The organism is Nostoc sp., assembly GCF_036917355.1.
Taxonomy (GTDB): Bacteria; Cyanobacteriota; Cyanobacteriia; order Cyanobacteriales; family Nostocaceae; genus Nostoc.
Map to the genome: position 1 here is coordinate 68,225 of NZ_JBALDP010000056.1, position 22,782 is coordinate 91,006.

General features: G+C 42.6%; 12 protein-coding genes. 9 read left to right on the forward strand and 3 right to left on the reverse strand.

The window, feature by feature from the left end:
- Positions 1-52 precede the first annotated feature (52 nt).
- Positions 53-2,047, forward strand: a complete 1,995-nt coding sequence (locus V7K53_RS16205) for a glycosyltransferase family 39 protein (RefSeq protein ID WP_335198530.1) — start codon at positions 53-55, stop codon at positions 2,045-2,047.
- Between the two features lie 243 nt (positions 2,048-2,290).
- Positions 2,291-4,819: a mannose-1-phosphate guanyltransferase gene (locus V7K53_RS16210; RefSeq protein WP_335198531.1), complete on the forward strand. Its 2,529-nt coding sequence runs from the start codon at positions 2,291-2,293 to the stop codon at positions 4,817-4,819.
- Between the two features lie 145 nt (positions 4,820-4,964).
- Here V7K53_RS16210 and ileS read toward each other — a convergent pair whose 3' ends face one another.
- Entirely contained in the window at positions 4,965-7,847 is a 2,883-nt protein-coding gene (ileS, locus tag V7K53_RS16215; protein WP_335198532.1) for an isoleucine--tRNA ligase, read from the reverse strand.
- A 414-nt stretch (positions 7,848-8,261) separates the two neighbouring features.
- On the opposite strand from ileS, the gene V7K53_RS16220 reads away from it, so the two are divergent.
- From V7K53_RS16220 to V7K53_RS16240, 5 genes are all read left to right on the forward strand, one after another.
- The gene (locus tag V7K53_RS16220; protein ID WP_335198533.1) at positions 8,262-8,630 is read left to right on the forward strand and encodes a Crp/Fnr family transcriptional regulator; all 369 of its coding nucleotides are present in this window, start codon (positions 8,262-8,264) and stop codon (positions 8,628-8,630) included.
- A gap of 168 nt (positions 8,631-8,798) precedes the next feature.
- Entirely contained in the window at positions 8,799-9,164 is a 366-nt protein-coding gene (locus V7K53_RS16225; protein ID WP_099101269.1) for a Lin0512 family protein, read from the forward strand.
- Between the two features lie 510 nt (positions 9,165-9,674).
- Entirely contained in the window at positions 9,675-11,033 is a 1,359-nt protein-coding gene (locus V7K53_RS16230) for an aromatic ring-hydroxylating dioxygenase subunit alpha (protein WP_335198534.1), read from the forward strand.
- Positions 11,034-11,423: 390 nt separating this feature from the next.
- Entirely contained in the window at positions 11,424-11,762 is a 339-nt protein-coding gene (locus V7K53_RS16235) for a hypothetical protein (protein ID WP_289797160.1), read from the forward strand.
- Positions 11,763-12,214: 452 nt separating this feature from the next.
- A complete protein-coding gene (locus V7K53_RS16240; RefSeq protein ID WP_335198535.1) occupies positions 12,215-13,147 on the forward strand; it encodes a polysaccharide deacetylase family protein in 933 nt (310 codons plus the stop codon).
- Positions 13,148-13,475: 328 nt separating this feature from the next.
- Here the strand turns inward: V7K53_RS16240 and V7K53_RS16245 are convergent, their stop codons facing one another.
- Entirely contained in the window at positions 13,476-18,854 is a 5,379-nt protein-coding gene (locus V7K53_RS16245; RefSeq protein ID WP_442940497.1) for a translocation/assembly module TamB domain-containing protein, read from the reverse strand.
- A 710-nt stretch (positions 18,855-19,564) separates the two neighbouring features.
- Positions 19,565-19,762 carry a hypothetical protein gene (locus V7K53_RS16250; protein WP_289797157.1) on the reverse strand — a complete coding sequence of 66 codons (198 nt, stop codon included), beginning with the start codon at positions 19,760-19,762 and terminating at the stop codon, positions 19,565-19,567.
- 645 nt (positions 19,763-20,407) lie between these two features.
- Here V7K53_RS16250 and V7K53_RS16255 point away from each other — a divergent pair.
- Entirely contained in the window at positions 20,408-21,661 is a 1,254-nt protein-coding gene (locus tag V7K53_RS16255; RefSeq protein ID WP_335198537.1) for a DUF4912 domain-containing protein, read from the forward strand.
- A gap of 85 nt (positions 21,662-21,746) precedes the next feature.
- Entirely contained in the window at positions 21,747-22,673 is a 927-nt protein-coding gene (locus V7K53_RS16260; protein ID WP_335007074.1) for a phosphodiester glycosidase family protein, read from the forward strand.
- Positions 22,674-22,782: the final 109 nt, after the last annotated feature.

Genomic DNA, 22,782 nt, shown 5'->3' on the forward strand with positions numbered 1-22,782 from the left:
AACTTAAATCTCAAACGTCAAATCTACAAATCCATGACTGTGAGGCCCAGCAATGAGAGTTCTTTTCCAAGGTGCATTTTATTTTTACAAAAAAATTATCTCGTTGCTACCTGCATTTGCTACCCATTTCCTGCCTCTGGCAGATCAAAACTCTGGCTCACAACGCAAGCATTGGCATAATTGGCATCGCCTTCCTCCTTTTTGGGTTAATCCCTTGCCGATCTTAATCTGGTCGATCGTCGGCATCAGCTTGCGCCTAGTCAACTTGACTGCAAAGCCTCCTTGGACTGATGAGTTTGCCACCTTGGTGTTTAGCTTGGGGAATACTTTTTTATCAGTTACCCTCGATCGAGCGATCGCACCTGATATCCTATTACAACCACTGCAACCAAACCCAGCGGCTAGTATTGGTGATGTCATTCATAACTTAGCCACACAAGATAATCATCCACCACTGTATTTTGTGCTGGCTTACCTGTGGATGAAGTTATTTCCCAGCGATGGAGGATTAGTATCGCTGTTTGGTGCGCGATTGCTACCAGCGATAATCGGCGCTGCCTCTATCCCGTGTGTTTACGTATTAGGTAGAGTAGCGTTTCGTTCGCGATTAGTGGGAAACTTGACTGCTGCCATGATGGCAGTATCACCTTATGGCGTATTTTTAGCACAAGAAGCGCGTCATTATACTTTGGCAATCTTATGGGTAATTGGTTCCCTCACCTGCTTAGTAATTGCCACACGTCATATTCAAAACCGCACACCTTTACCTATATGGGTAGCACTTTTCTGGATAGGAATTAATGGTTTAGGTATTGCTACTCATTATTTTTTCACCCTTACCCTCTGCACAGAAGCCGTAGTTTTGATTTTTCTGGCTTGGCATCAATTGCAAACTAGCAGTTCGCCAAGTGAACTTGGCAGGGTAAAGGGTAAGGGGGAAGGGGGAAAGGTTTTAAATCCTTTACCCTTTACCCTTTCCCCTTTCCCCAGCCCTCACCCAGCATTTTTGGGTTGGCAGACTACTAGCAGCAAATTTTCTCTCCTCTTCTCTCCTCCCTGGCGGCGGATCTATGCCGTTGCTATAGGTACTGGTGTGGCAGGTTTAATTTGGATACCAACCCTGTTAGAGAATGAAAATCGTGGTGCTTTGACCGAGTGGATTCGAGGTTCGCGCGTTGGACTAGATTGGTTAAGTCCAATTTTTCAAGCTTTAGGAACATTGATTGCAATGATTTCCCTATTACCAGTTGAATCTTCTCAAGCTTTGATTGTGATTCCTTCTGGAGTGGTGATGCTGACTTTCTTTATTTGGGCAGTACCAATTTTGCTGCGTGGGATTAAAATTCAACTACAGCGCCCAGAAAGCCGGATGATGATTCAGGTACTTGCTGGAGTAGTTATCAGTGCGATCGCTTTATTCTTTATCTTTACGTACTTTTTGGGTATTGACCTCACTAGAGGTGCTAGATATAACTTTGTTTACTTTCCCGCGATCGTGGTTTTACTAGGTGCAAGTCTCGCAGTTTGTTGGCATCCTCCCCAAGAATGGATGGAAACAGAGCAAGGGAAAAATGGGATAACAAGTGTAGGTAAATGGGGAATAAACGGCAAAAAAGCCGTAATGTTAATTTGGTTAATGGGATTTTTCAGCGCAGTTACAGTAATCTGCAATCTCGGCTATCAAAAATATTATCGTCCTGACCTGTTTGTGCAACTAATTCAACAAACATCTCCAACACCAGTACTGATTGCCACCACCCACAAAACTTATGTACACACTGGGGAAATGATGGGAGTTGCGAGGGAGATTAAACGTGCAAATTCACTCCAAAATCCTCTGTTTCTCCTAGCTCATCAAGATCGAGATCCGAATGCTTCCACCATTGCTCTGGAAAATACTTTAAAACAATTACCACGACCTTTTGACTTGTGGCTGGTAAACTTTCACGCACCCATAGCAGAAACCGTGAAAACATGTGTTACGTCTGATACTCTATCTTTGCCACCCGTAGACGGCTACGAATATGAACTTTATCATTGCCAATAAGGTGGGGAGTGGGGGAGGTGAGGGGCAGGGGAAAAGGTTAAAGGGTAAAGGGTAAAGGGATAAATTTAACCTTTCCCCCTTACCCCTTTCCCTTTGCCCATTCCCAATCCCCAATCCCCCATGTATATGCATCTTGTGGAAGTTCCTCAAATATCAATATCCATAGGAGACTAGAGAAAGAATAACAAAATCTATCTGATACGTTTTCAAGCAGCAAAGGCTGTAACTAGTTAAGGAGGATTTATGCGTGCAGTACTGATGGCAGGGGGTTCGGGAACGCGGCTTCGCCCGTTAACTTGCGATCTGCCGAAACCGATGGTGCCGATTCTAAATCGACCAATTGCCGAACATATTATCAATCTCCTCAAACGACATCAAATTACAGAAGTTATTGCAACATTGCATTATTTACCTGATGTCTTGCGAGACTATTTTCAAGATGGCAGCGATTTTGGCGTTCAGATGACTTATGCTGTCGAAGAAGATCAGCCTTTGGGTACAGCAGGCTGTGTGAAAAACATTGCCGAACTTCTTGATGAAACTTTTTTAGTCATTAGCGGCGATAGCATAACAGATTTTGACCTGACGGCAGCGATCGCATTTCACAAACAAAATAAGTCAAAAGCTACTTTGATTTTAACCAGGGTTCCCAACCCGATTGAATTTGGAGTGGTGATTACCGATGAGGAAGCACGGATTCGGCGATTTTTAGAAAAACCCTCTAGTAGTGAAATTTTTTCTGATACCGTTAACACTGGTACTTACATTCTCGAACCAGAAGTTTTGGAATATTTGCCAGCAAACGTTGAATGTGACTTTTCCAAAGACTTATTCCCCTTACTACTAGCAAAAGATGAGCCAATGTATGGTTACATCGCTCAAGGTTACTGGTGTGATGTCGGTCACTTAGATGCCTATCGTGAGGCTCAGTATGATGCCTTAGACCGGAAAGTGCAATTAGATTTTGCCTACAAAGAAGTTTCCCATGAATTATGGGTAGGCCAAAATACTTACATTGACCAGACGGCTGTGATTGAAACCCCAGCAGTGATTGGTGACAATTGCCGCATCGGGGCAAGAGTCCAAATTGAGGCAGGAACCGTAATTGGGGATAATGTAACTATTGGTGCTGATGCTAATCTCAAACGTCCCATCGTATGGAATGGGGCATTTATTGGCGAGGAAGCACATCTTTCTGCTTGTGTAATTTCCCGTGGGACTCGTGTAGACCGCCGCGCCCATGTATTAGAAGCTGCTGTGGTGGGTTCGCTTTCCACGGTGGGAGAAGAAGCGCAAATTAGCCCTGGTGTGCGTGTTTGGCCCAGTAAAAAGATTGAGTCAGGGGCAGTTTTAAACATTAACTTGATTTGGGGGAACACCGCCCAACGAAATTTATTTGGGCAACGTGGTGTCCAAGGTTTAGCTAATATTGACATCACCCCAGAATTCGCTGTGAAATTGGGATCTGCTTACGGTTCTACTTTGAAACCTGGTTCTAAAGTAACGGTTTCCCGCGACCAGCGTAATGTTTCTCGGATGGTGACGCGATCGCTGATTGCTGGTTTAATGTCTGTAGGTATTGATATTCAAAATCTCGATGCCACAGCTATCCCCATTGCCCGCACAGTTATACCCACAATGTCGGTAGCTGGTGGTATCCACGTTCGGGTACATCCCGATCGCCCTGACTATATTCTGATTGAATTCATGGATGCAAAAGGTATTAATATCTCCAAAGCCCTGGAAAAGAAAATCGAAGGGGCTTACTTTAAGGAGGATATGCGGCGGGCGCTAATTCATGAAATTGGCGATGTGTCTTATCCCAGCCAAGTCATGGAGCGCTACTGTACTGCTTTTGAGAAACTGTTGCATGTGCATACACTCCGCAACAGTCGCGCTAAAGTGGTGATTGATTATGTTTATGCGGTATCGGGGGCAGTTTTACCCCAAATGTTGGATAAATTTGGCGCTGATGCAGTCGTACTGAATGCCAGTGTCAATAAAACGGCGATGTCAATCACCAATCGCGAAGGATTGCTAACTCAGTTAGGCCATGTAGTGGAGGCATTAAAAGCTAACTTTGGGGTGCAAGTATCCGCTAATGGAGAACAGCTAATTTTAGTTGATGAATCAGGCTACCCAATTCGTGGGGAAATGTTAACAGCACTGATGGTAGACATGATATTAACCGCTAACCCCAGAGGGACAGTAGTTGTACCAGTTCATGCTTCCAGTGCTATTGAACAAGTTGCCCGTCGCCATGATGGTAGAGTAATTCGCACTAAAGCCAACCCTACAGCTTTAATGGAAGCTTGTCAGAAAAACCCAAATGTGGTTCTAGGAGGTAGTGGAGAGACTGGTTTTATTTTCCCGCAACTGCATCCGGGATTTGATTCTATGTTCTGCATTGCAAAGATAATTGAGATGTTGACTATCCAAGAGCGATCGCTTGCTGCTGCGCGGTCAGAATTGCCCCGTGTAATTCACAAAACTTATACAGTCCGTTGCCCGTGGACAGCTAAGGGTGCTTTGATGCGTTACTTGGTAGAAACTCACCCAGCGCAAAATCTAGAATTAATTGATGGAGTAAAAATTTGTCAACCCTACGATGACAGTTGGCTGTTAGTTTTACCAGATGCCAGCGAACCACTGGTGCATTTGTATGCAAATAGCAACGATCGCGAATGGGTAGATGAGACTGTGAGAAACTACCGCACCCGTGTTCAGTCGTTTGTGGAAAGACAACAAGAATATCAACCCGCCGAAGTGTAATTCGTAATTAACCGCCTATAGCCAGAGGCGGGCAAGATGCCCGCCCCACAAGATTGGATCGTTTATTTATTGAAAATTCCTAAGTGCATTTAGCCATTTTTAGGTTAGTGATTTCTAGTCTGCTAGCGCCGTGGGATTTTTGCTTTTAAAACTCTCCAGCTAAGGCTGCAACACACCGTTCGCAAATTAGGGGATGTTCTGCTGATTCTCCCACATGAGTAGAGTAGTTCCAACAGCGATCGCATTTTTGACCATCTGCTTTTACTACAGCAATTGTCCAGTCTTCAGTCTGCGCTGTATATTCCAATCCTTGCAACCCTTGAGCAGAATCTAATAATTCAACTTGGGAAGTCAGCAATAAATACCGCAGTTCGTCGATACCATTACCCTTAACCGGGTTAAAGGCTTTGATAGCATCGCCTAATTGTTTGTGAGGGATATAAATCAAAGCTTTGGCTTCCAGGGAAGAACCAATGAGTTTTTCTATTCTGGCTTGTTCCAACACCTTATTCACATCGGTGCGGAGTTGTCGCAGCGTTTCCCAAAATTCTGCTAAATCTGGATTACGCCATTTTTCCTCAACCTGCACCCAACCGGCTTCAAACACCGATTTGTAAGGTGTTTTGTATGGGAGATATTGCCAAATATCTTCGGCAGTGTGAGATAACACTGGTGCGATCGCTCGTGCTAAATTATCTAAAGCTATCTTCAGCACCGTTTGACAACTGCGACGGCGGAAAGCATTTTTTGCACTGATGTACAGCCTATCTTTAGCAACATCCAAATAAAAGTTGGATAAATCCACCACGCAGAAATTCTGCACTGTTTGGAAAAAGCGGAAGAATTGGAAACTCTCAAAGGCTTCCGTTACTTCTTCAAATACTTCGGTGATGCGGTGCAGCATATAACGGTCAAGTTCTGGCAATTCCTCGAAGGGAACTGCATCTTTTTCCGGGTCAAAATCATCCAAGCTACCCAACAAAAACCGCGCCGTATTGCGAATTTTGCCTCTAACATCATTCATTTGCTTAATGATGTTTTTGCCAATGCGAACATCGCCGGAGTAGTCAACCGATGATACCCACAATCGCAATACATCTGCACCGTAAGGCGGTTCTACTTTTTGATTTTTCCCGCCTTCAATGATTGTATTTGGATCGACCACATTTCCTTCTGACTTACTCATCTTTCGGCCTTGTTCGTCTAAAGCGAAGCCGTGAGTTAGTACAGTTTTGTAAGGCGCAATATCATTTACCGCTACGCTGGTAAGCAAACTTGACTGAAACCAACCGCGATGTTGGTCGGAACCTTCCAAATATATATCAGCAGGGTAGCGTAATTCTGGACGCTGTTGAACGACAGCTGCCCAAGATGAGCCAGAATCAAACCATACATCCATTGTGTCTGTACCCCGGCGGTACGACTTGCCATTGTTACGATAAGATTCGGGTAATAATTCCTCAGTTGAAAGTTCCCACCAAGCATCGGAACCTTTTTCGGCGATGATTCCTTGGACGTGGTTGATAGTTTCTTCGTTCAGCAGTGGTTCTCCCGTGGCTTCATCGTAGAAAACGGGAATGGGTACACCCCAAGCGCGTTGACGAGAGATACACCAATCGGAACGTTCTGCCACCATTGGCGTGATCCGATTTTCACCTTGGGCTGGAATCCATTTTACCGTGGCGATCGCTTTTAGTGCTTCTTCTCTAAATCCTTCCACGGAAGCAAACCATTGTTCCGTGGCGCGGAAAATTGTCGGCTTCTTCGTCCGCCAATCATAAGGATACTTGTGGGGGTATGGTTCTTCCTTCAACAAAGAACCAGCCGCAGCCAGTGCATCAATCACCGCTTGATTCCCATCACCCAGAACATTCAAGCCTGCAAATTCTCCCGCTTCTTCGGTAAAATTGCCATTGTCATCCACTGGTGCAAGGATGGGTAAACCGTAACGCTGACCAACAATGTAGTCTTCTTGACCATGACCGGGAGCAGTATGTACTAACCCCGTACCCGATTCAGTTGTGATGTAATCACCGCCGACGACAATCGGACTTTCGCGGTCATATAGAGGATGACGGTAAGTAGTATGTTCTAAATCATTCCCTTTGAAGGTGGCTTTTACAGTTAACTCAACTCCCAAGGTTGAAGATAAACGTTCGACTAAATCAGCAGCAACGATTAAGTATTTGAAATGACTCTGCGCTTTTGCTTCTGAAGGTGAAACTTCCACCACTGCATAATTTAAATCTGCATTTACCGCCACAGCCAAATTCCCCGGAATTGTCCAAGGTGTAGTCGTCCAGATAGCCACACCCAAATCTGACAGATATTCCGCCAACAGTGGTTTTACAGTTTCCGCCAAACTTGTAACTGCAAAAGCTGCATAGATACTGCGGGAAACGTGACCTTCTGGATATTCCAACTCAGCTTCAGCCAAAGCGGTTTTAGAACTGGGACTCCAGTGAACCGGTTTCAAACCGCGATAGATGTAGCCTTTTAAGAACATCTGACCAAATACGCCAATTTGAGCCGCTTCATATTCCGGCTTTAGAGTTAGATAAGGGTTTTCCCAATCACCCCAAATACCGTAGCGTTTAAAATTTTGGCGCTGGTCGTTTACCGTTGCTAGTCCAAATTCTTTCGCTTTCTGCCGCAGTTGTAAAGATGTTAAATTTTGCCGTTCTGCTGACTTCATGTTCTGCAAAACTTTTAACTCAATTGGCAATCCGTGACAATCCCAACCAGGAACGTAGCGAACTTTACACCCTTGTAACATTTGGTAGCGGTTAATAATATCTTTGAGAATTTTATTTAAGGCATGACCAATATGAAGTGAGCCATTAGCGTAGGGAGGCCCATCGTGCAGTATAAATAATTCGCCGGGGTTATTTTCAAAGAGGCGATCGTAAATTTTATTTTCTTCCCAAAATTTTTGGATTTCAGGCTCGCGCTTGATGGCGTTTGCCCGCATATCAAAGTTAGTCTTGGGTAGGTTTACAGTATCTTTGTAACTTCCTGATTCGGTCACAGTCTCATGCCTAGAATTAGGTGTGCAGGTTTTACTAATTATAGAAGATAGCCTGAAAACCAAAATTTGCTATTTTATTTACCTTTACAAGGCTAGTACCGCAAGGCGGAAGTCAAAAGTCAAAAGAATTGTATTTTAAGCTCTTGCGCCATTTGAAATGGTGAACCAGCGCTGCGGGAGGGTTTCCCTCCGCAGGCGACTGGTGAACCCGAAGGGTATGTTTATTTCCGCCGTGCTGTGCTAAGGCGTGTTTTCATTTCCCCTTGTCCGATCCTAATAAAGGTCAACCAGGGAGCTAATCAGGAATTTTGCGGAGATTGAGAGTTTATCAACAGAAAGTAGTATACTTTTCTGGATTCGCCTAAAGCTATCAAAAGATTTCGTTGAAAAACAAAGAATTTTGGGGTTGCTCTAATGTTAAGTCCTGTGGTAACAGTCAGTATCTTTCAAAAACAACCCGACCCTCAAGCATTTTCAGCAGGTCAAGTCATCTTTGAAGAAGGACAGCCTGGTGATAATATGTACGGCATTTTGGAAGGACAGATAGATATATTAGTCAGTGGAAAGGTTGTAGAAACCATTCAAACGGGCGAAGTTTTTGGTGTTGGGGTACTTGTAGGAGTCAAAAATAGAACTTACACAGCTATTGCTAAGGTAGATAGCAAACTGGTTTTCCTTGATGATAAAGGGTTTCTATTTGCCGTTCAGGAAACACCCATGTTTGCCATAGAGGTGATGAGAAGTTACTCAGAGCGTCTGAGTCGCTTGCAACGTCTGTTGTAAAGTAGGCAGCAAATAGGAGGCAGGAAGGTGCAATTAGCATGTCTAGCTCTGATTTTAAGACTCTGTGCGAAGGGTCTTGCAGAGAAAGGATGCAGTATTTATTTTGCCTCTTGCCACCAGAATAGCTGCCTTTGGTGGTGAAAGGTGCAAGATTTACCGGAGGTAGTAATGGCGCGTAAACGCTTGATTATCGAGATGGGGATGGGAATCGATCAACACGGACAAGAACCAACAGTAGCAGCATCTAGGGCGGTACGTAATGCGATCGCTCACAATGCCTTACCTGGTGTTTGGGAAGTCGCAGGTTTAAGTCATCCCAATCAAATGATTATAGAGGTTCAGGTAGCAGTGCCATACCCAGAACAAGTTAGAGAAGAAGAAGTACTCGCTGTATTACCATTTGGGCGAAAAACCCTCACCGTAGAATCTGGAGGAATGATAGTTCAGGGGCGGGCGATTCCCGAACTCAATGATAAAAATGACGAAATGTTGATTGCGATCGCTGCTGTTACAGTTCTCATCGAAGATGAGTAGCTGAGGCAATTCCTCTAGAAACAGAAAGTTATAGAAAAGTTATTAAGTGATTTGAGCGCCTACTTTATTTGTGCAGACGCTATTTTTAATAGTCAAGTATATTCGCTGATTACTTTATCAAAAAGCGTCATTGCTTTATAAAAATACCCGTTTACTTGCTCCAAATACTTAAATGCTTTCTCAAAATGACCTTTGACTTATTCAAAAGCTGTGTTTGCTTACTCATTTTGGTGTTTTCCGCAAGCAAAATGACCTTTGACTTATTCAAACCCCAGTTTGCTTTCTCATTTTGGTGTTTTCCGCAAGCAAAATGACCTTTGACTTACTCAAACCCCAGTTTGCTTACTCATTTTGGTGTTTTCCGCAAGCAAAACGATCTTTGACTTACTCAAAAGGCTTGAATGCTTTCTCATGGTTAATTTTTGAAGTTTCACTCTAGAAATGTTCTATCTATAGGACTAAAGATTTGCTAATCCAAAAGTCTAAAATAATAGAAACCTGGAGAAAAATATGTCATTAGAAACAGAAACCCTACAGGCGACACCACCAACTTCTACCTTTGAGAAACTAGAGGAAAAGCAAGAATTTAACTGGAGGCAATGCTGGTATCCCGTCACCTTCGTCAAAGACTTACCTGCCAATCGCCCTTATAGCTTTTCCTTGTACGATGAACCTTTAGTTTTGTTCAAAGACAAAGATGGACAATTGATTTGTTTAGCAGATCGTTGTCCTCACCGTACAGCCAAACTTTCTGAAGGACAAATTATTGACGGCAAAATTGAGTGCTTATATCACGGTTGGCAGTTTGGCAGTGATGGCCAATGTCTGCACATTCCCCAATTAGCAACAGATACAAAAATTCCAGTTAATGCTTGCGTGCCATCTTTTAAAGTTGTGGAACGCCAAGGCATGATTTGGGTATGGGCTGGTGAAAAAGAAACTGCTGTTGATGAAATTATTCCAATTTTGCCAGATTTAGATAAGTCAGGATTTGTGTGTGCAGACTTTACATTGGATCTGCCTTACGACCAAACATATCTAGTAGAAAACGTCATCGATCCGGCTCATGTTGCTATTAGCCATAATGGCACTAGAGGGGGTGGTAATCGGAAAAATGCCCAACCGCTAGAAATGGAAGTGCTAGAAAATTCGGTTCAGGGGGTTAAAGGCAGGTGGCGGGGAGCTAACAAATCAAATGAAGCCTGGAAGTATGTCGATTTTGTTGCTCCAAGTCTTGTGCTAAACACTGCTTATATTGAAAAAAAAGATTGGACATTTGGACTAGCTTTGTATTCAATTCCTTTAGGTAAAGGGCGATGCCGTCTTTTAGCTAGAGGTTATCGTAATTTCATGACTTGGGGAGTCAAGCTGAGGCCGCGCTGGCTCGATCACTTGAATACAAACAAAATATTGGAGCAGGATTTGCCTCTGATTGCGGGACAACAGGCAGAAATTGAGCGCTTGGGAAGAAGTCTCAAAGAATTATATTTGCCGCTGAAAACATCTGATACATTAGTGATTGAGTTCCGCAAGTGGCTAGATAAATTTGGGTCATCTTTACCTTTTTATCAAGGCTATTCCACATTTAAAAATGTTGAGAATGACGACTTGAATTCAAAGCCGATTTTGCCAGACAGATTTTCGCGACACACACTTATTTGTAGTTCTTGCAATCGAGCTTATCAAGTGACAAATAGGGTCAAACAAGGTTGTATCGGGGTAGCGATCGCTCTAGCTGCTGTAGCAATACTTGCAGATGATTCTAGAATCAAAATAGCAGCAATATCGGTTTCTATAGCAGCAATTGTCATCTCTGTTATGGCTCAAACACTCAAAACTCGCTTTGAGCGTTCCTACACTCGTCACTAAAATAGATACTGAGAACAGTTTGTAGTAAGGACTTTAGTGCTTAGAAAATAAGGACTAAAGTCCTTACTACAAACTTTTCATTAGACTTCTTGCAAAAGTCGAGGTAAAGGGAAAAGGGAAAAGGGTAAAAAAACTCAAAATCCTTTCCCTTTAACCTTTTCCCTTTTCCCTAAGAGTGCAAAAATATATTTTTGCAAGAGGTCTATTACTAGCTTAGACATTGTACTGATAGATTTGTAGTAAATTTGCTCACCTCAAACGATTTGCTCAAACCCCTTGTGTGGTTAAGTCACGATCGAGTTAGTGGCTCTGCGCTAAAGTAAAAATATTGGGATAAAAATCTCTGGCAGTAAGTTCAATAGACCACTAATCTTTACCACTGCGGCGATCATGTCTCAAGAGCATAACGAATCACTCCAAATTCAGGAAATTACCAAACTCAAACCGAAACACTTTGCTGATTTAGTCAGATCGGCACAATTGGTTTTCGACCCCACAGCCGGAGTTTCGGGAAGACATATCACAGTTGACTGGGAACAATTTGGAATTCCCCGTGATGTAGCAGATAATCTCAAATCACTTGGTCAGCAATACCAGTATGCATCTCCTCACATCCCTGTTGAAGACATTTGGAGTAAATTAACTCCAGAAACTCGTATTTGGTTCGTTGAAAATAAAGATCGGTTGTGGCAGCTTGAAGAAGCTTTCCCAGCCCTTGACGAAGATTGAAGAGGACATGAGGTAGGAGGTTGTCACCTTCTGCCTCTCTACAACGATAAGCAAAAACTGCGATGGCGTAACCGCCCGCTGGAAGCGATCGCAAGTAAATAGCGAATAACGACTACCTAGCATTTCTCCAGGTTACGGTTATACTGCTATCATTGTTGGCTCTACTGGTCAGCTAAATTTACTGAGTATTATTTTATTCAGTTTAATAATGGTAGCAAATTAGTACAGACTAAATTGAGACATCCTTGATCTGGAATGTTTCAAGGTATTTTATTGTTTTCTTTTTTCTCTCAGCAGTAGATATATTAATTACAACAGGCTAGCTAGAAATAATATCAAGTCCGGGTAATTCCAGTTTAATAAGTAATCACGCGGACATGATATAAGGTATGGGAACATCAGGGAGAAACTAATCCCCAATAACTAATAACTAATATTTGAGGAGATTTAATGTGTCTAGTCGTAAATTATCTTTATTACTGAAAATAATAATTGTTATATTGGTTACTAGTGCTAGTAGTTTAGGAATCAGCTTGCTTTTAACCACAAGCGGATTTGAGCATTTGTTGGGAATTATCAAGCCAAAAAGCGAGAGTGCTAAAGCGAGTCATAACAAGCTGATGAGTGCAGATGCACAGAATATAAGTCCAGTCACACAACAGATGAATGAAGTGCCAAAGGCATTTCAGGGAACAATCGTTTATCAAGGGAAACTAAAACCGAATGAGAAAGTTATTGCCCTAACTTTTGATGATGGCCCTGGCCCCAAAAATACGGCACAGATTTTAGAAATCTTGAAGAAAAATGATATAAAAGCCACATTCTTCATGATTGGGCAAATGGTGCAATATTTTCCTCAAGTTGCCAAGCAAGTGGCTGCTGACGGTCACGTAATTGGTAATCACACATGGCATCATTCGTATCACCACATGGACTTAGCTACTGCGGCTAGTGAAATCGATCGCACAGCAGAAATCATCTACAAGACTACTGGAATAAAAACTACTCTATTTCGCCCTCCTGGAGGTTTTTTGAATAATGGACTAGCTGAATATGCCAAAAGCGAGAAATACGCTGTCATGATGTGGTCAGAACAATCGGGAGATGCTGAACGCCGTTCGCCACCAGTTACAGGGCTGGTCAAAAATGTGCTGAAATATGCAAAACCCGGTGCAATTGTACTGCTGCACGATGGGGGCGGCAACCGTTCAAAATCTGTCAAAGCTTTACCAGAAATGATCGCAGGTTTAAAAGCTGAAGGCTATAGATTTGTGACAATTCCTCAACTACTGGAAATACAAGCCCAAGAAAAAAGTGTGGAGACAGCAGCATCACCTGTAGTAAAAAATCAAGAACATCCAAACCAACAACTTAATCATCAGTAGACCTCTCTTGCAAAAATATATTTTTGCACTCTTAGGGAAAAGGGAAAAGGTTAAAGGGAAAGGATTTTGAGTTTTTTACCCTTTCCCTTTAGCCCGACTTTTGCAAGAAATCTAGTGATATCCCAATACGGTTCGGTTAAGGGGGAAAGTGAAAAGGGAAAAGGCTAAATTCAAACTTTTCCCCCTTACCCCTTACCCTTTTCCCAAACCAAAAGGGAGAAGAAAATTGCTTATCCGAACCGTATTGAGTGATATCCCGTCCCGGTATATTAGTTAGTTTATTGGCCAGCAATGCGATTGTGCCGACTAACAATGCTAATGCAGCAATCTAAAATCGAGTTTCATACTCAACTTGAAGTTGATTGTCATCTCCCACATCAGTTGAGCCTCGCATCAGAATTTCGTCATTGACTCGATAGAGGACATTGAAACGGAAAGAGTCATCGCTAGAAAGAGCGCGTGATAAAGAGGCAGAGAAATTTTTATTAATATCAAACACACCTTCTGCTGATAAATTAAGAATTGAAGCTCTTGATGCTTTTGATTCTTCATTATTAATAGATGGAGTCGGAAATATCCGAAATTCACTGAAACCAACAGCCTGTCCGATCGCAGTGATAGTTCCTTGTAAACTACCTAAAATGGTAGAACTAGCGAAATTAGTCAGCCCTTGGCCTGCATCTGCTTGACCGAAAGAACCCAGAATTGAGCCACCCAGCAAAGCAACTATTTCTCCTTTACTACGGCTAGGTTCGCTCGTCAGTTCTAGATTATCGCCCAATTTACTAGCTGGCCCGTTCACCCTAGCTTGAACGGTAACGCTACGTAAAGTCCCAAAGTTGTTTACAGAAACATCGCTGACTTCAGAAGACAATGGTGATTCCAAAGTTTGAGTGTTCCTTGCTGATGCTTCCGGTACAATTGCCGTCAGTCGGACATCCAAAGTCGGGTCAAGTCCTTGACTTGGAGTAAACCGCGCAGTTTGTTCATAGCCCCGCGCTAAGGTGAACTCAGTAGAAAATAAGCTCAGTCGTCCTCCTGTCAAACGAATGACTCCTTCAGGAAGTGGTTTGGCTAATGTACCATTAATGGTCAAGTCACCTTTAGCGTCAAAGCTCAATAAAGGCTGACTCAATGCCTCTCCTCCTGGTACAAAGCTTAGGAAGGACTGAGTTGTAACCCGAATATCTTTGTCTAAAATCAACTTTAAATCTGCAAACTCTACAGGTAAATTGGGTGGAGTTGCGGCGCTAGTGCTTGCGTCTGCTGTCGCCACTGGCTTAGTGCTATTCTCTGCTGTCGGTGTGACGTTAGGGTTAGCCTCTTGTCTATCTAGATTTATGACCTTAGTATTAGCCTCAGTTGTAGCTGCTGATTTTTTAGCAGTAGTAGTCGAGTTGCCAATAATTACCTTACCATCACTCAGTTTAATCTCTCCACCAATTACAGGTTTTAAGGCTGTGCCGCGAATCACGACATCACCGCCAACACCACCTTCATACAGTCCTGCAAGCTTAAAGTTGAGTTTGTCTGCTATTGAAATTGTCAGGGGATTCGCTGCCGTTTGTTGAGCATCAAAAATTGGCAAGATGCCTGATGCAGTTACTTGTCCTTGATTGTAATTACCTTGGATATTTTCAACGCTTACCGTACTACCATTAAATTGCGCTGTTCCTGTGACATTCGTGAGAGGATCGGATAAGGCTTGAGCGCTAAAGGTAGCATTATTAAGTGTGGCGTTGCCGTTGATAATTGGTTCGTTTAAAGTACCTCGAACATTTAAATCTACTTTTCCTTGACCGTCTACCCAAGCGACTTGATTGTTGGTCAACAGATTTAACAGTGCCAATCCTTCATTTTGCACATTGGCGTCGATGTTGATTTGATTGCTATCAGGTTGCACTTTGGCAAAAGGCAAAGGAGCAGGTACGCTACCTGTAATTGCGACTGGCTGCGTTCCTGTTACGAGTAAGGTACTATCAAAATTCAAGCGAGCTTTGTTGTAATCAAAGTTCACCTGTCCTGTTTGTACGGGTTGTTTGTTAAGGGTCGCATTCGCTAGCGCCACTTTCCCTTGAACTCTGGGGTCTTGCAAACTACCTGCTAAAGTGGCATCAGCATTTACATTACCAGTGATATCTACGGGATATTTTTCGATAAAAGGCTCTAAAAGTGATAAAGGCAGACTGGCTACATTCAACTTTCCAGATAGTTGCTCAGTTCCTAACTGTCCTGAAAACGCCACTAGTCCTCGATCAATCCCCACACTCAAGGGCGAAAGGGTGACGATACCATCGGCGAAAGTGCCTTGAGCAACAACTTGATTGATGGAATAATTACCCCATTGCCAGTTAGCACCTTGAAAATTAAAGCCAACATTCAACCCAGATTTTAACGAGCCATTGGCTGTAATTGCTCCGCTTAAAGCACCTGTTAATTCTGCAAGGCTGGGCAAAGATGCGGTTTTTTTGGTTTCTGCTTGCTGTTCTTTTGCAATTGCTGTTGTAATATTCGAGAAATATGCTAACTGTGTTTTTAAGTCTGCATTGGGCAAACTGATAGATTCAGTTGGAAGTGCTTCTGCTCCAGCTAACGTTGGAGGCTGTAACCCAGTACTAAGGTCTTGAAAATCAAAGATATTAAATGCTTGTAAAAGTCTCTGGATTTTGGCTTGGGCAAAATTAGCTTGGAATTGAAATTGCGGATCGTTTCCTGCTTGCACATTACCACTGAGAGCGATGTTGCTATCCCCAATCCGCAATAGACCATTAGCCAAGCTAGCAGTACCATCGGCATAATTGATGCTGCCGCGAAATTCATCGGCTGCAACTCTGGCAACGCGAGGTGCTGCGATCGCCACATCTCCCGCAATGGCATAATTATTCAGATTGACAACTAAATTACCCGATAATTGCCCGCCCAGTGGTTTCAATTGATTGTTAGGTAAAAAGCCGCCAACCAGAGCGATGGGAAACTGTTGGGCGTTGATTATCAAGTTATCTCCCTCAGTTCTACCCGTAGTAACTGCCTCATCGCGTTTAACTAAAAATGAAGTGGGACGATAATCTGCGCCTAAGTTAAGCGCAATCCGATCTTGTTTCCCAGCTAATCGCAGACTTCCTCCTTGTCCGCCTTGAAAATTCACGTTTCCAGTTAAAAGTCGGTCAAATGCCAAGTTACTCACATTGAAATTCCGCAGCCGGATATTCCCATTAGCTTGGGGTACATCTGGAGTTCCTGTAACTTTTCCATTAAAATCAAGTCGCCCTGCTATTGCTACGTCCCCAGGAACTTTAAAACCAGTATTTTGTAAGTTGAAATTCTGCGCCAGTACATTTAAATCAAATCCGGCAATTTGGGGTGCGCCAGTTGGGGGAGACTGAATAGCGATCGCACCATTAGCATTAAATCCTGCGGTACTTGCGTTTTCAACGATAATCTGCTGTCCATTCCACTGAAATCTCGCAGTCAGCGGTTTTGCCAGCTGCGCTATTCCTTGGGGAAGGCTGATTTGTCCGGCGGCGCGAATATCCGCAAGCTGGAAAGATTGGGTTGTGCCAGCTAACTGAATATTGCTATTCAGCCGTCCTCGCAGTTGTGGTGAAAAACGGCTGAGTTGAATTTGAGAAGTTCTGACAGATCCTTGCCAGCGTTGTTGTGCAAGTTGACCTTGAGCTGTGATTGTCCCACCTGCCACGTTCACAACCGCATCGGGAAAGACGATATTCTCTCCTTGTTTGGTAACAACAACTCGTCCGCTAGTGGGATAGGTGGCACTAGGCGCTTGCACCCGCGCAACTGTTTGCAGATTGCTCAGAGTGCCAGAAATATCGGCATTTGCCGAGACATTCCCAATGGTAATGGAGGGTGAGGAATTGTAGGCTTTGGCGATTGCATCCCCTGGTATATTTTTTGCTTGGACATTCAATGCCACTCTACCTTGAGGTGCAAGCTGAACTCGTCCGCTAGCTGTGACTTGCCCTCCCACATCTGGATTTGCTTGAACGCGAGAAACGTTGACGTTTAATGGTGTACCCAGAGAACCAGTAATTTTAGCGTTCGCAGATATACCACCCACATTAATCGGAGTTGAAATCCCATAACCTTGAGCGATCGCATTTCCTGGGATACCTTGAGCTTGAATATCTACGCCTACCTGACCTTGGGGAGCCAGTTGAATTTGACCATTGGCTGTGATTTGTCCCCCGGCTGGCGGCGTTACTTGAACATTAGAAACATCAAGTTTCAAGGGTTGTTTGCGAAGTGAGCCAGAAATTTGGGCTTTTGCTGAAACATTTCCAACTGCGATCGGTAGAGTAACGCCATAGCTGCGTGCTAGTATATCTCCTGATATCCCATCAGCTTGAGCATTAAATATTACCCCATCTTTGGTTCCCAGATTAGCTTGACCGCCGCCGATAATTTGACCGCCAGCTGCGGGGACTATTTTCAGATTGGAGACAGTAAGTTGAGATGCAGTTTGAGATGCATTCAAGCGGAAATCAGTGTTGATAGTTTTAAATTGAACGCGATCGACTTGAATCGGTTTTGTGTTACTTACTGTACCGCTGACGATTGGTTGCTGAAGTGCGCCTAGTATTTTAATATTTGCTTGAATTTCGCCACTAGCTGGGACTGACGAATTCACTTTCAATGTATCTAAAATATTTTTCGCAGTAACTGGTCTGATCTGAGCAGAAACATTAAAACCTGTTTGAGTATTAATTGTTCCATTCGCCAGAATGGGAACTTTGCCAAAGTTCGTACTCAGATTATCTAAAGTAACTGTCTGACCTTGAAATAGAAATTTCCCATTAAAATTAGAAATCGGCTGAGGAAGATTTTGAATCTTAGCGGTGATTTGATTAGCTGTAGCTGTTCCCGTAATTGCGATGTCTGAAAGTTTGGGTGGAATCTGAACCCCTAAGTCAGCATTTAAATATCCTGCTTGCAGAGCGATCGGTAACTGAATTAATCGAGTGATATCAGATGCTAGTAAATTTTGTGCTGAAAGCTGGAGGTTAGTTCGTTGAGCTTTGAGTTGGGTTTCGCCAACAATTTTAACAGCGCCTCCCCTAGTGAGTTGAGTATTGAAATCATAACCAATCCTTTGATTTTGATCGGAAAATCGGGCAATACCACCAACTCGATCTAATATGACTGAGCCTTTCGGTTTAGTCGGTGCAGTGAATGGCATCAACTCTATATTGCCATCTTGAATTTGAAGTGACTGCAACTCAGTTTGAATAAAGCCTTGTCCCTCTCCAGCCTTAACTTGGGCTGTCACCCAACGACCATCTTTATCCTGTTGAACGTAGACGTTGGGTTGAATTAAGGTGACATTTAATGCCAGTTTTCGGGTCAGAAGAAGTTGCAGCGGCGAGAACTGCACCTCCAGAGCTTTTGCTACTACCCGATCTGCATCGCTGGGAGTTGCTGGTATTGATAGAGAGCTAAATCTCAGACTAGAAAGCGAAAAACGTTCAACGTTCCCAACTTTTACTGAACGCCCCAGTAATTGCTCAAGATTTTGCTGTACTAACGGTGCTAAATCTTTGTATACATAGTTTCTAGCCCACCAAGCACCAACTATAATTCCAACTAGTAAAACCCCACCCAGAGCCAAACTGGTACGTCCTAAAAGCAGGAGCCACAGACGACGATTAGATGGTTCCTGATTGTTTTCTGAATTTGGCGATCGCGTCATGATTGTTACTAGTACCAGTAATTTTTTCTGGAGTGAGGCTAAAGACAAATTAGTTTAGTTGTATCAGCAAGTTATAAAATATGGTTTCACAATATCAGGACTTACGCAAGAACTTTGCAGCAAGTTGCTTCTATTTATTAAACGAGACTGAACCAATAAGACGCATTTGCGGTGCGTCTATGTTATTTCATAATTCCGCGTAATTCCTGAATATATTTCGATTAATAATTTGTCACCAGACATTAGTTTTGTTTGCTTTTAATTTTGGAAACTTTGCTGGTATTAGGAAGATTATTTAGAGTTTTCTGTACGTCTTCAAAAGAATTGGTATGGATATTCTCTTTCAGGAATTAGGTAACATTTTATGATTAAATTACTTTAAGCTCGCACCTGTATATACGACTCTGGTTATAAAATTTAATCTTTGTAAAATCTAACTTAGTATAGATGACGATGGTAAGTAATCTTAGATTTGGAAGTAATGTAGAGTGGAAATTAACTTCTTGAAGCTAGATTTAGATCCCCCCTAACCCCCCTTAACAAGGAGGGAACTGGAATCAAAGTCCCCCTTTTTAAGGGGGATTTAGGGGGATCTAAAACGTTTTGCTACTAAGAAAAGGACTTTTCAAACATCCTCTAAATACCAAAATTCCCGACTTCTCTAAAAAGTCGGGAATCTGAGCTTTTCGATTCCTCTTTCGCAAACCCAATTAATCATCAGTTGGATCGTCAATCATTTCTGGTACTAAAGCTGGGTTACTTTTACGTTCTTCTGGTGATTGCTCCCGAATAACATCGTCTATTCTCGCAGGGTGTTTGATTTTGTCCAGTACTTCTGGACTTAATTGTGGCGCATCACCTTCTGGATTAGACTTTTCAGCCTGGCTAGGAACTGTTTCCTTATTCATAATTATTTCCCTAAACCCTAAACTTATACGCCAAGCTTAAGTTCTTCGATGGTCGGGTACACACTATCTTGGGACTTAATTTCACATAACGGTGGGAAGAAAGGCGATCGCTAAAGTAACGATTAACTAAGTTTGCCCCACGTTTTGGTTTGCGATCGGTATTGTCCAACTAGGAATTTAGTGGTGGGTTCAATGCCCAATCCCTTTGAATCCTACTCCTTTCTTTGTGGATTGTGATTTTTGGCTGACCAAAAGAGCAATGTCATGAAAGCTTGATATGTTTGCCATTGCTTAACATGCAAATCCTATTAATGTTATGAAAACATGACAATTAGATCCCAGAAGGGCTTATAAATTCGTGAAACAGCTAAAAAACCTACTTCTTCCCCCTTGATCCCTAGATATGCTTAGTGGTTAATATTGACTTAACAAATAAAAATCCTCCGATCCCAAAGAAATGCTAATTTTGGCACAATGAAGGAATTGAAAGGGTGTTGGCTCAATTTAAAAACAGATTAAAAAACTTAAAAACTGGGCAAAACCAGGAGTCAGGATAAGAAATTCATCTGGAATGGATGAGATTTTACATAGCATTCTTTAACCAGGGGAAATCATTTACCGCTTAAACTACTGGAGGCCAAATTAATGGCAAAAGAACGCCCGCCACTAGAGGAGATGACCTTACGCCAACTACGCAAAGTTGCTAGCGAATATAGCATCTCTCGCTATAGCCGAATGCGTAAATCACAACTACTGGCATCAATACAAGAAGTCCAGCGTAGCAGAACCTTACTCAGTCCATCTCGTTCATTGGAGGCACAAGAAACCGTGGAAGCTGCAAAGTTTGAATTAGGTCAGGAAGATCGTACTGGTGGATCTTTGGCTGATGTTGATGAAGGACTGGCAGATTTGCCCTCTGGCTATGGTGAAAGCCGGATTGTACTCTTACCGCGCGATCCTCAGTGGGCTTACACTTACTGGGATGTTCCCAATGAACACAAACAGGAATTGCGTCGGCAAGGCGGACAACAATTGGCACTACGGATTTATGATGTCACCGACATCGATATTGAATACCAAAGCCCACATAGCATTCAAGAATATCCCGCTGATGAACTAGCTAGAGAATGGTATCTACCAGTTCCAGTTAGCGATCGCGATTATACGATCGATATCGGCTATCGTGCTGCTGATGGTCGTTGGTTAGTACTAGCTCGTTCTAGTAGAGTACACATTCCCCCCGTCTATCCTTCTGACTGGATTGAGGATGTCTTCATCACTGTAAATTTTGAAGAAGATTTACGTGGCAAAACTCAGTACGAACTAGTTCCTCCTGCCAAGAAGATTGCAGCTACTGCCAATGGTAATGTTGGTAATGCTGTGAATGGCAACCCCATCTACGACGAAATATTTGGTTTAGCAGAATCTGCCGAAGCACTACGGGTTGCTGGTTCTATCTTCGGCTCTCAACAAGGTGCAGCGCGTCCTGAACAAGCGATTAGCTCCTACATTTTCCCATCTGGTGTAGGTCTGTGGGCAACTCCTACCGTATCTGGCTTAACCGCTTCCGGTGCAGGAATGTCAGGTGTTGGCTTCTCGGCTTCCGCCGTACCAGTGCGTCCGCGCAAGTTCTGGTTAATTGCCGATGCTGAGTTGATAGTCTACGGTGCAACCGAACCCGATGCTACCGTAACCATTGGCGGCCGTCCAATTCAGCTAAATCCAGATGGAACATTCCGCTTCCAGATGTCCTTCCAAGATGGTTTAATTGACTATCCGATTTTGGCTGTAGCTGCTGATGGCGAGCAAACTCGGTCAATTCAGATGAAATTTAATCGTGAGACACCATCTCGCAATACCAACACCAAAGAAGAAGCTGTCTTAGAATGGTTCTCTTAAGTTTTGGCTCTGAGATTGACTCCAGACTGAAATTTTAAATTATTCCCCGCTATAGTAATTCTGTAGCGGTTTTTTTTGTATTATTATGTCTACAAGAAAATTATTTTTGTTATTTATTTTGATAATTAGTGCAAGCTTATTATCAGGTTGTCAAAAGATTGAAGCAAATTTAGTTCCAAAAGCGTCTAAAAGTTGCCCTGGCAAAGATGCCAAGTTTAGTATTGATTTTTTTAAAACTAATAATCAAGGTAAAAAAAATCCTAAAGGTATTAATAATGTAATTATTTTTAATCCCAAATCAGCCGAATTAGATTTCAAAGTTAATGTTGGTCTATCTCATAAACTTTACGCCAAAGATAGTAGAGGTAAACTACGTAAAGAATATGTAGCAAAACAGTTTCATGAACTCATCGCTGATGAGAATGCCAAGTTAAACGGACAGCTACCCATTGCTGCAATTAATGCGGACTATATAGATACTGAAGATAAACCCCAAGGCTTAAATATTTCTCGTGGCGTAGAGTATTCAGGAGCATTTAAAAATAAACGTTCTTCCTTTGGGATATCAGGAGGTACACCCCAGCAGCGACAGGCTACTATTCAAGCTGGCAGAAGAACAAACGATATTCTCAATTACAATTTAGTGGGCGGTAATGGCAGATTCTATCGTCAGGGTAAGTTTAAAGATATTTGTCAAGATTTGGGAGAATTTGCTTGTAAAAATGCAACTAATCGCTCTCTGGCAGCTATCACTAATCAAGGCTATGTAATCTTATTAGTTAATGACTTGAAAGCTAATTCCGAGATTGAATTATCTCAACTTAATCAAGAGTTACTGCCAGATATGTTTGATAATGTCTTAGAGGGTATTGCTAGCAATAACTGTTTAGGTAAGATTCAAGAAGGAATTTTATTTGATGGAGGTATGTCTCCAGGATTGTATTATAACCAGAAAACTTATGTAGAAAACCTTGGGCCGATTGGTTCAGTTTTCTTGATTTACAAAAAATAAAATAGTTATAATTTCTAAAATTATTGCACCCCTCCCCGATGCTTTGGCGGGGTGGGGTGATTCGGATTTAATTAAGTCATTAATGTAGACTTGATATCATTGGTTATTT

Excerpts from the sequence above, each read along its gene's own strand:
- V7K53_RS16205 (WP_335198530.1), top strand. The coding sequence starts at position 53 with ATGAGAGTTCTTTTCCAAGGTGCATTTTATTTTTACAAAAAAATTATC.
- V7K53_RS16210 (WP_335198531.1), top strand. The coding sequence starts at position 2,291 with ATGCGTGCAGTACTGATGGCAGGGGGTTCGGGAACGCGGCTTCGCCCG.
- V7K53_RS16220 (WP_335198533.1), top strand. The coding sequence starts at position 8,262 with ATGTTAAGTCCTGTGGTAACAGTCAGTATCTTTCAAAAACAACCCGAC.
- V7K53_RS16225 (WP_099101269.1), top strand. The coding sequence starts at position 8,799 with ATGGCGCGTAAACGCTTGATTATCGAGATGGGGATGGGAATCGATCAA.
- V7K53_RS16230 (WP_335198534.1), top strand. The coding sequence starts at position 9,675 with ATGTCATTAGAAACAGAAACCCTACAGGCGACACCACCAACTTCTACC.
- V7K53_RS16235 (WP_289797160.1), top strand. The coding sequence starts at position 11,424 with ATGTCTCAAGAGCATAACGAATCACTCCAAATTCAGGAAATTACCAAA.
- V7K53_RS16245 (WP_442940497.1), bottom strand. The coding sequence starts at position 18,854 with ATGACGCGATCGCCAAATTCAGAAAACAATCAGGAACCATCTAATCGT.
- V7K53_RS16250 (WP_289797157.1), bottom strand. The coding sequence starts at position 19,762 with ATGAATAAGGAAACAGTTCCTAGCCAGGCTGAAAAGTCTAATCCAGAA.
- V7K53_RS16255 (WP_335198537.1), top strand. The coding sequence starts at position 20,408 with ATGGCAAAAGAACGCCCGCCACTAGAGGAGATGACCTTACGCCAACTA.
- V7K53_RS16260 (WP_335007074.1), top strand. The coding sequence starts at position 21,747 with ATGTCTACAAGAAAATTATTTTTGTTATTTATTTTGATAATTAGTGCA.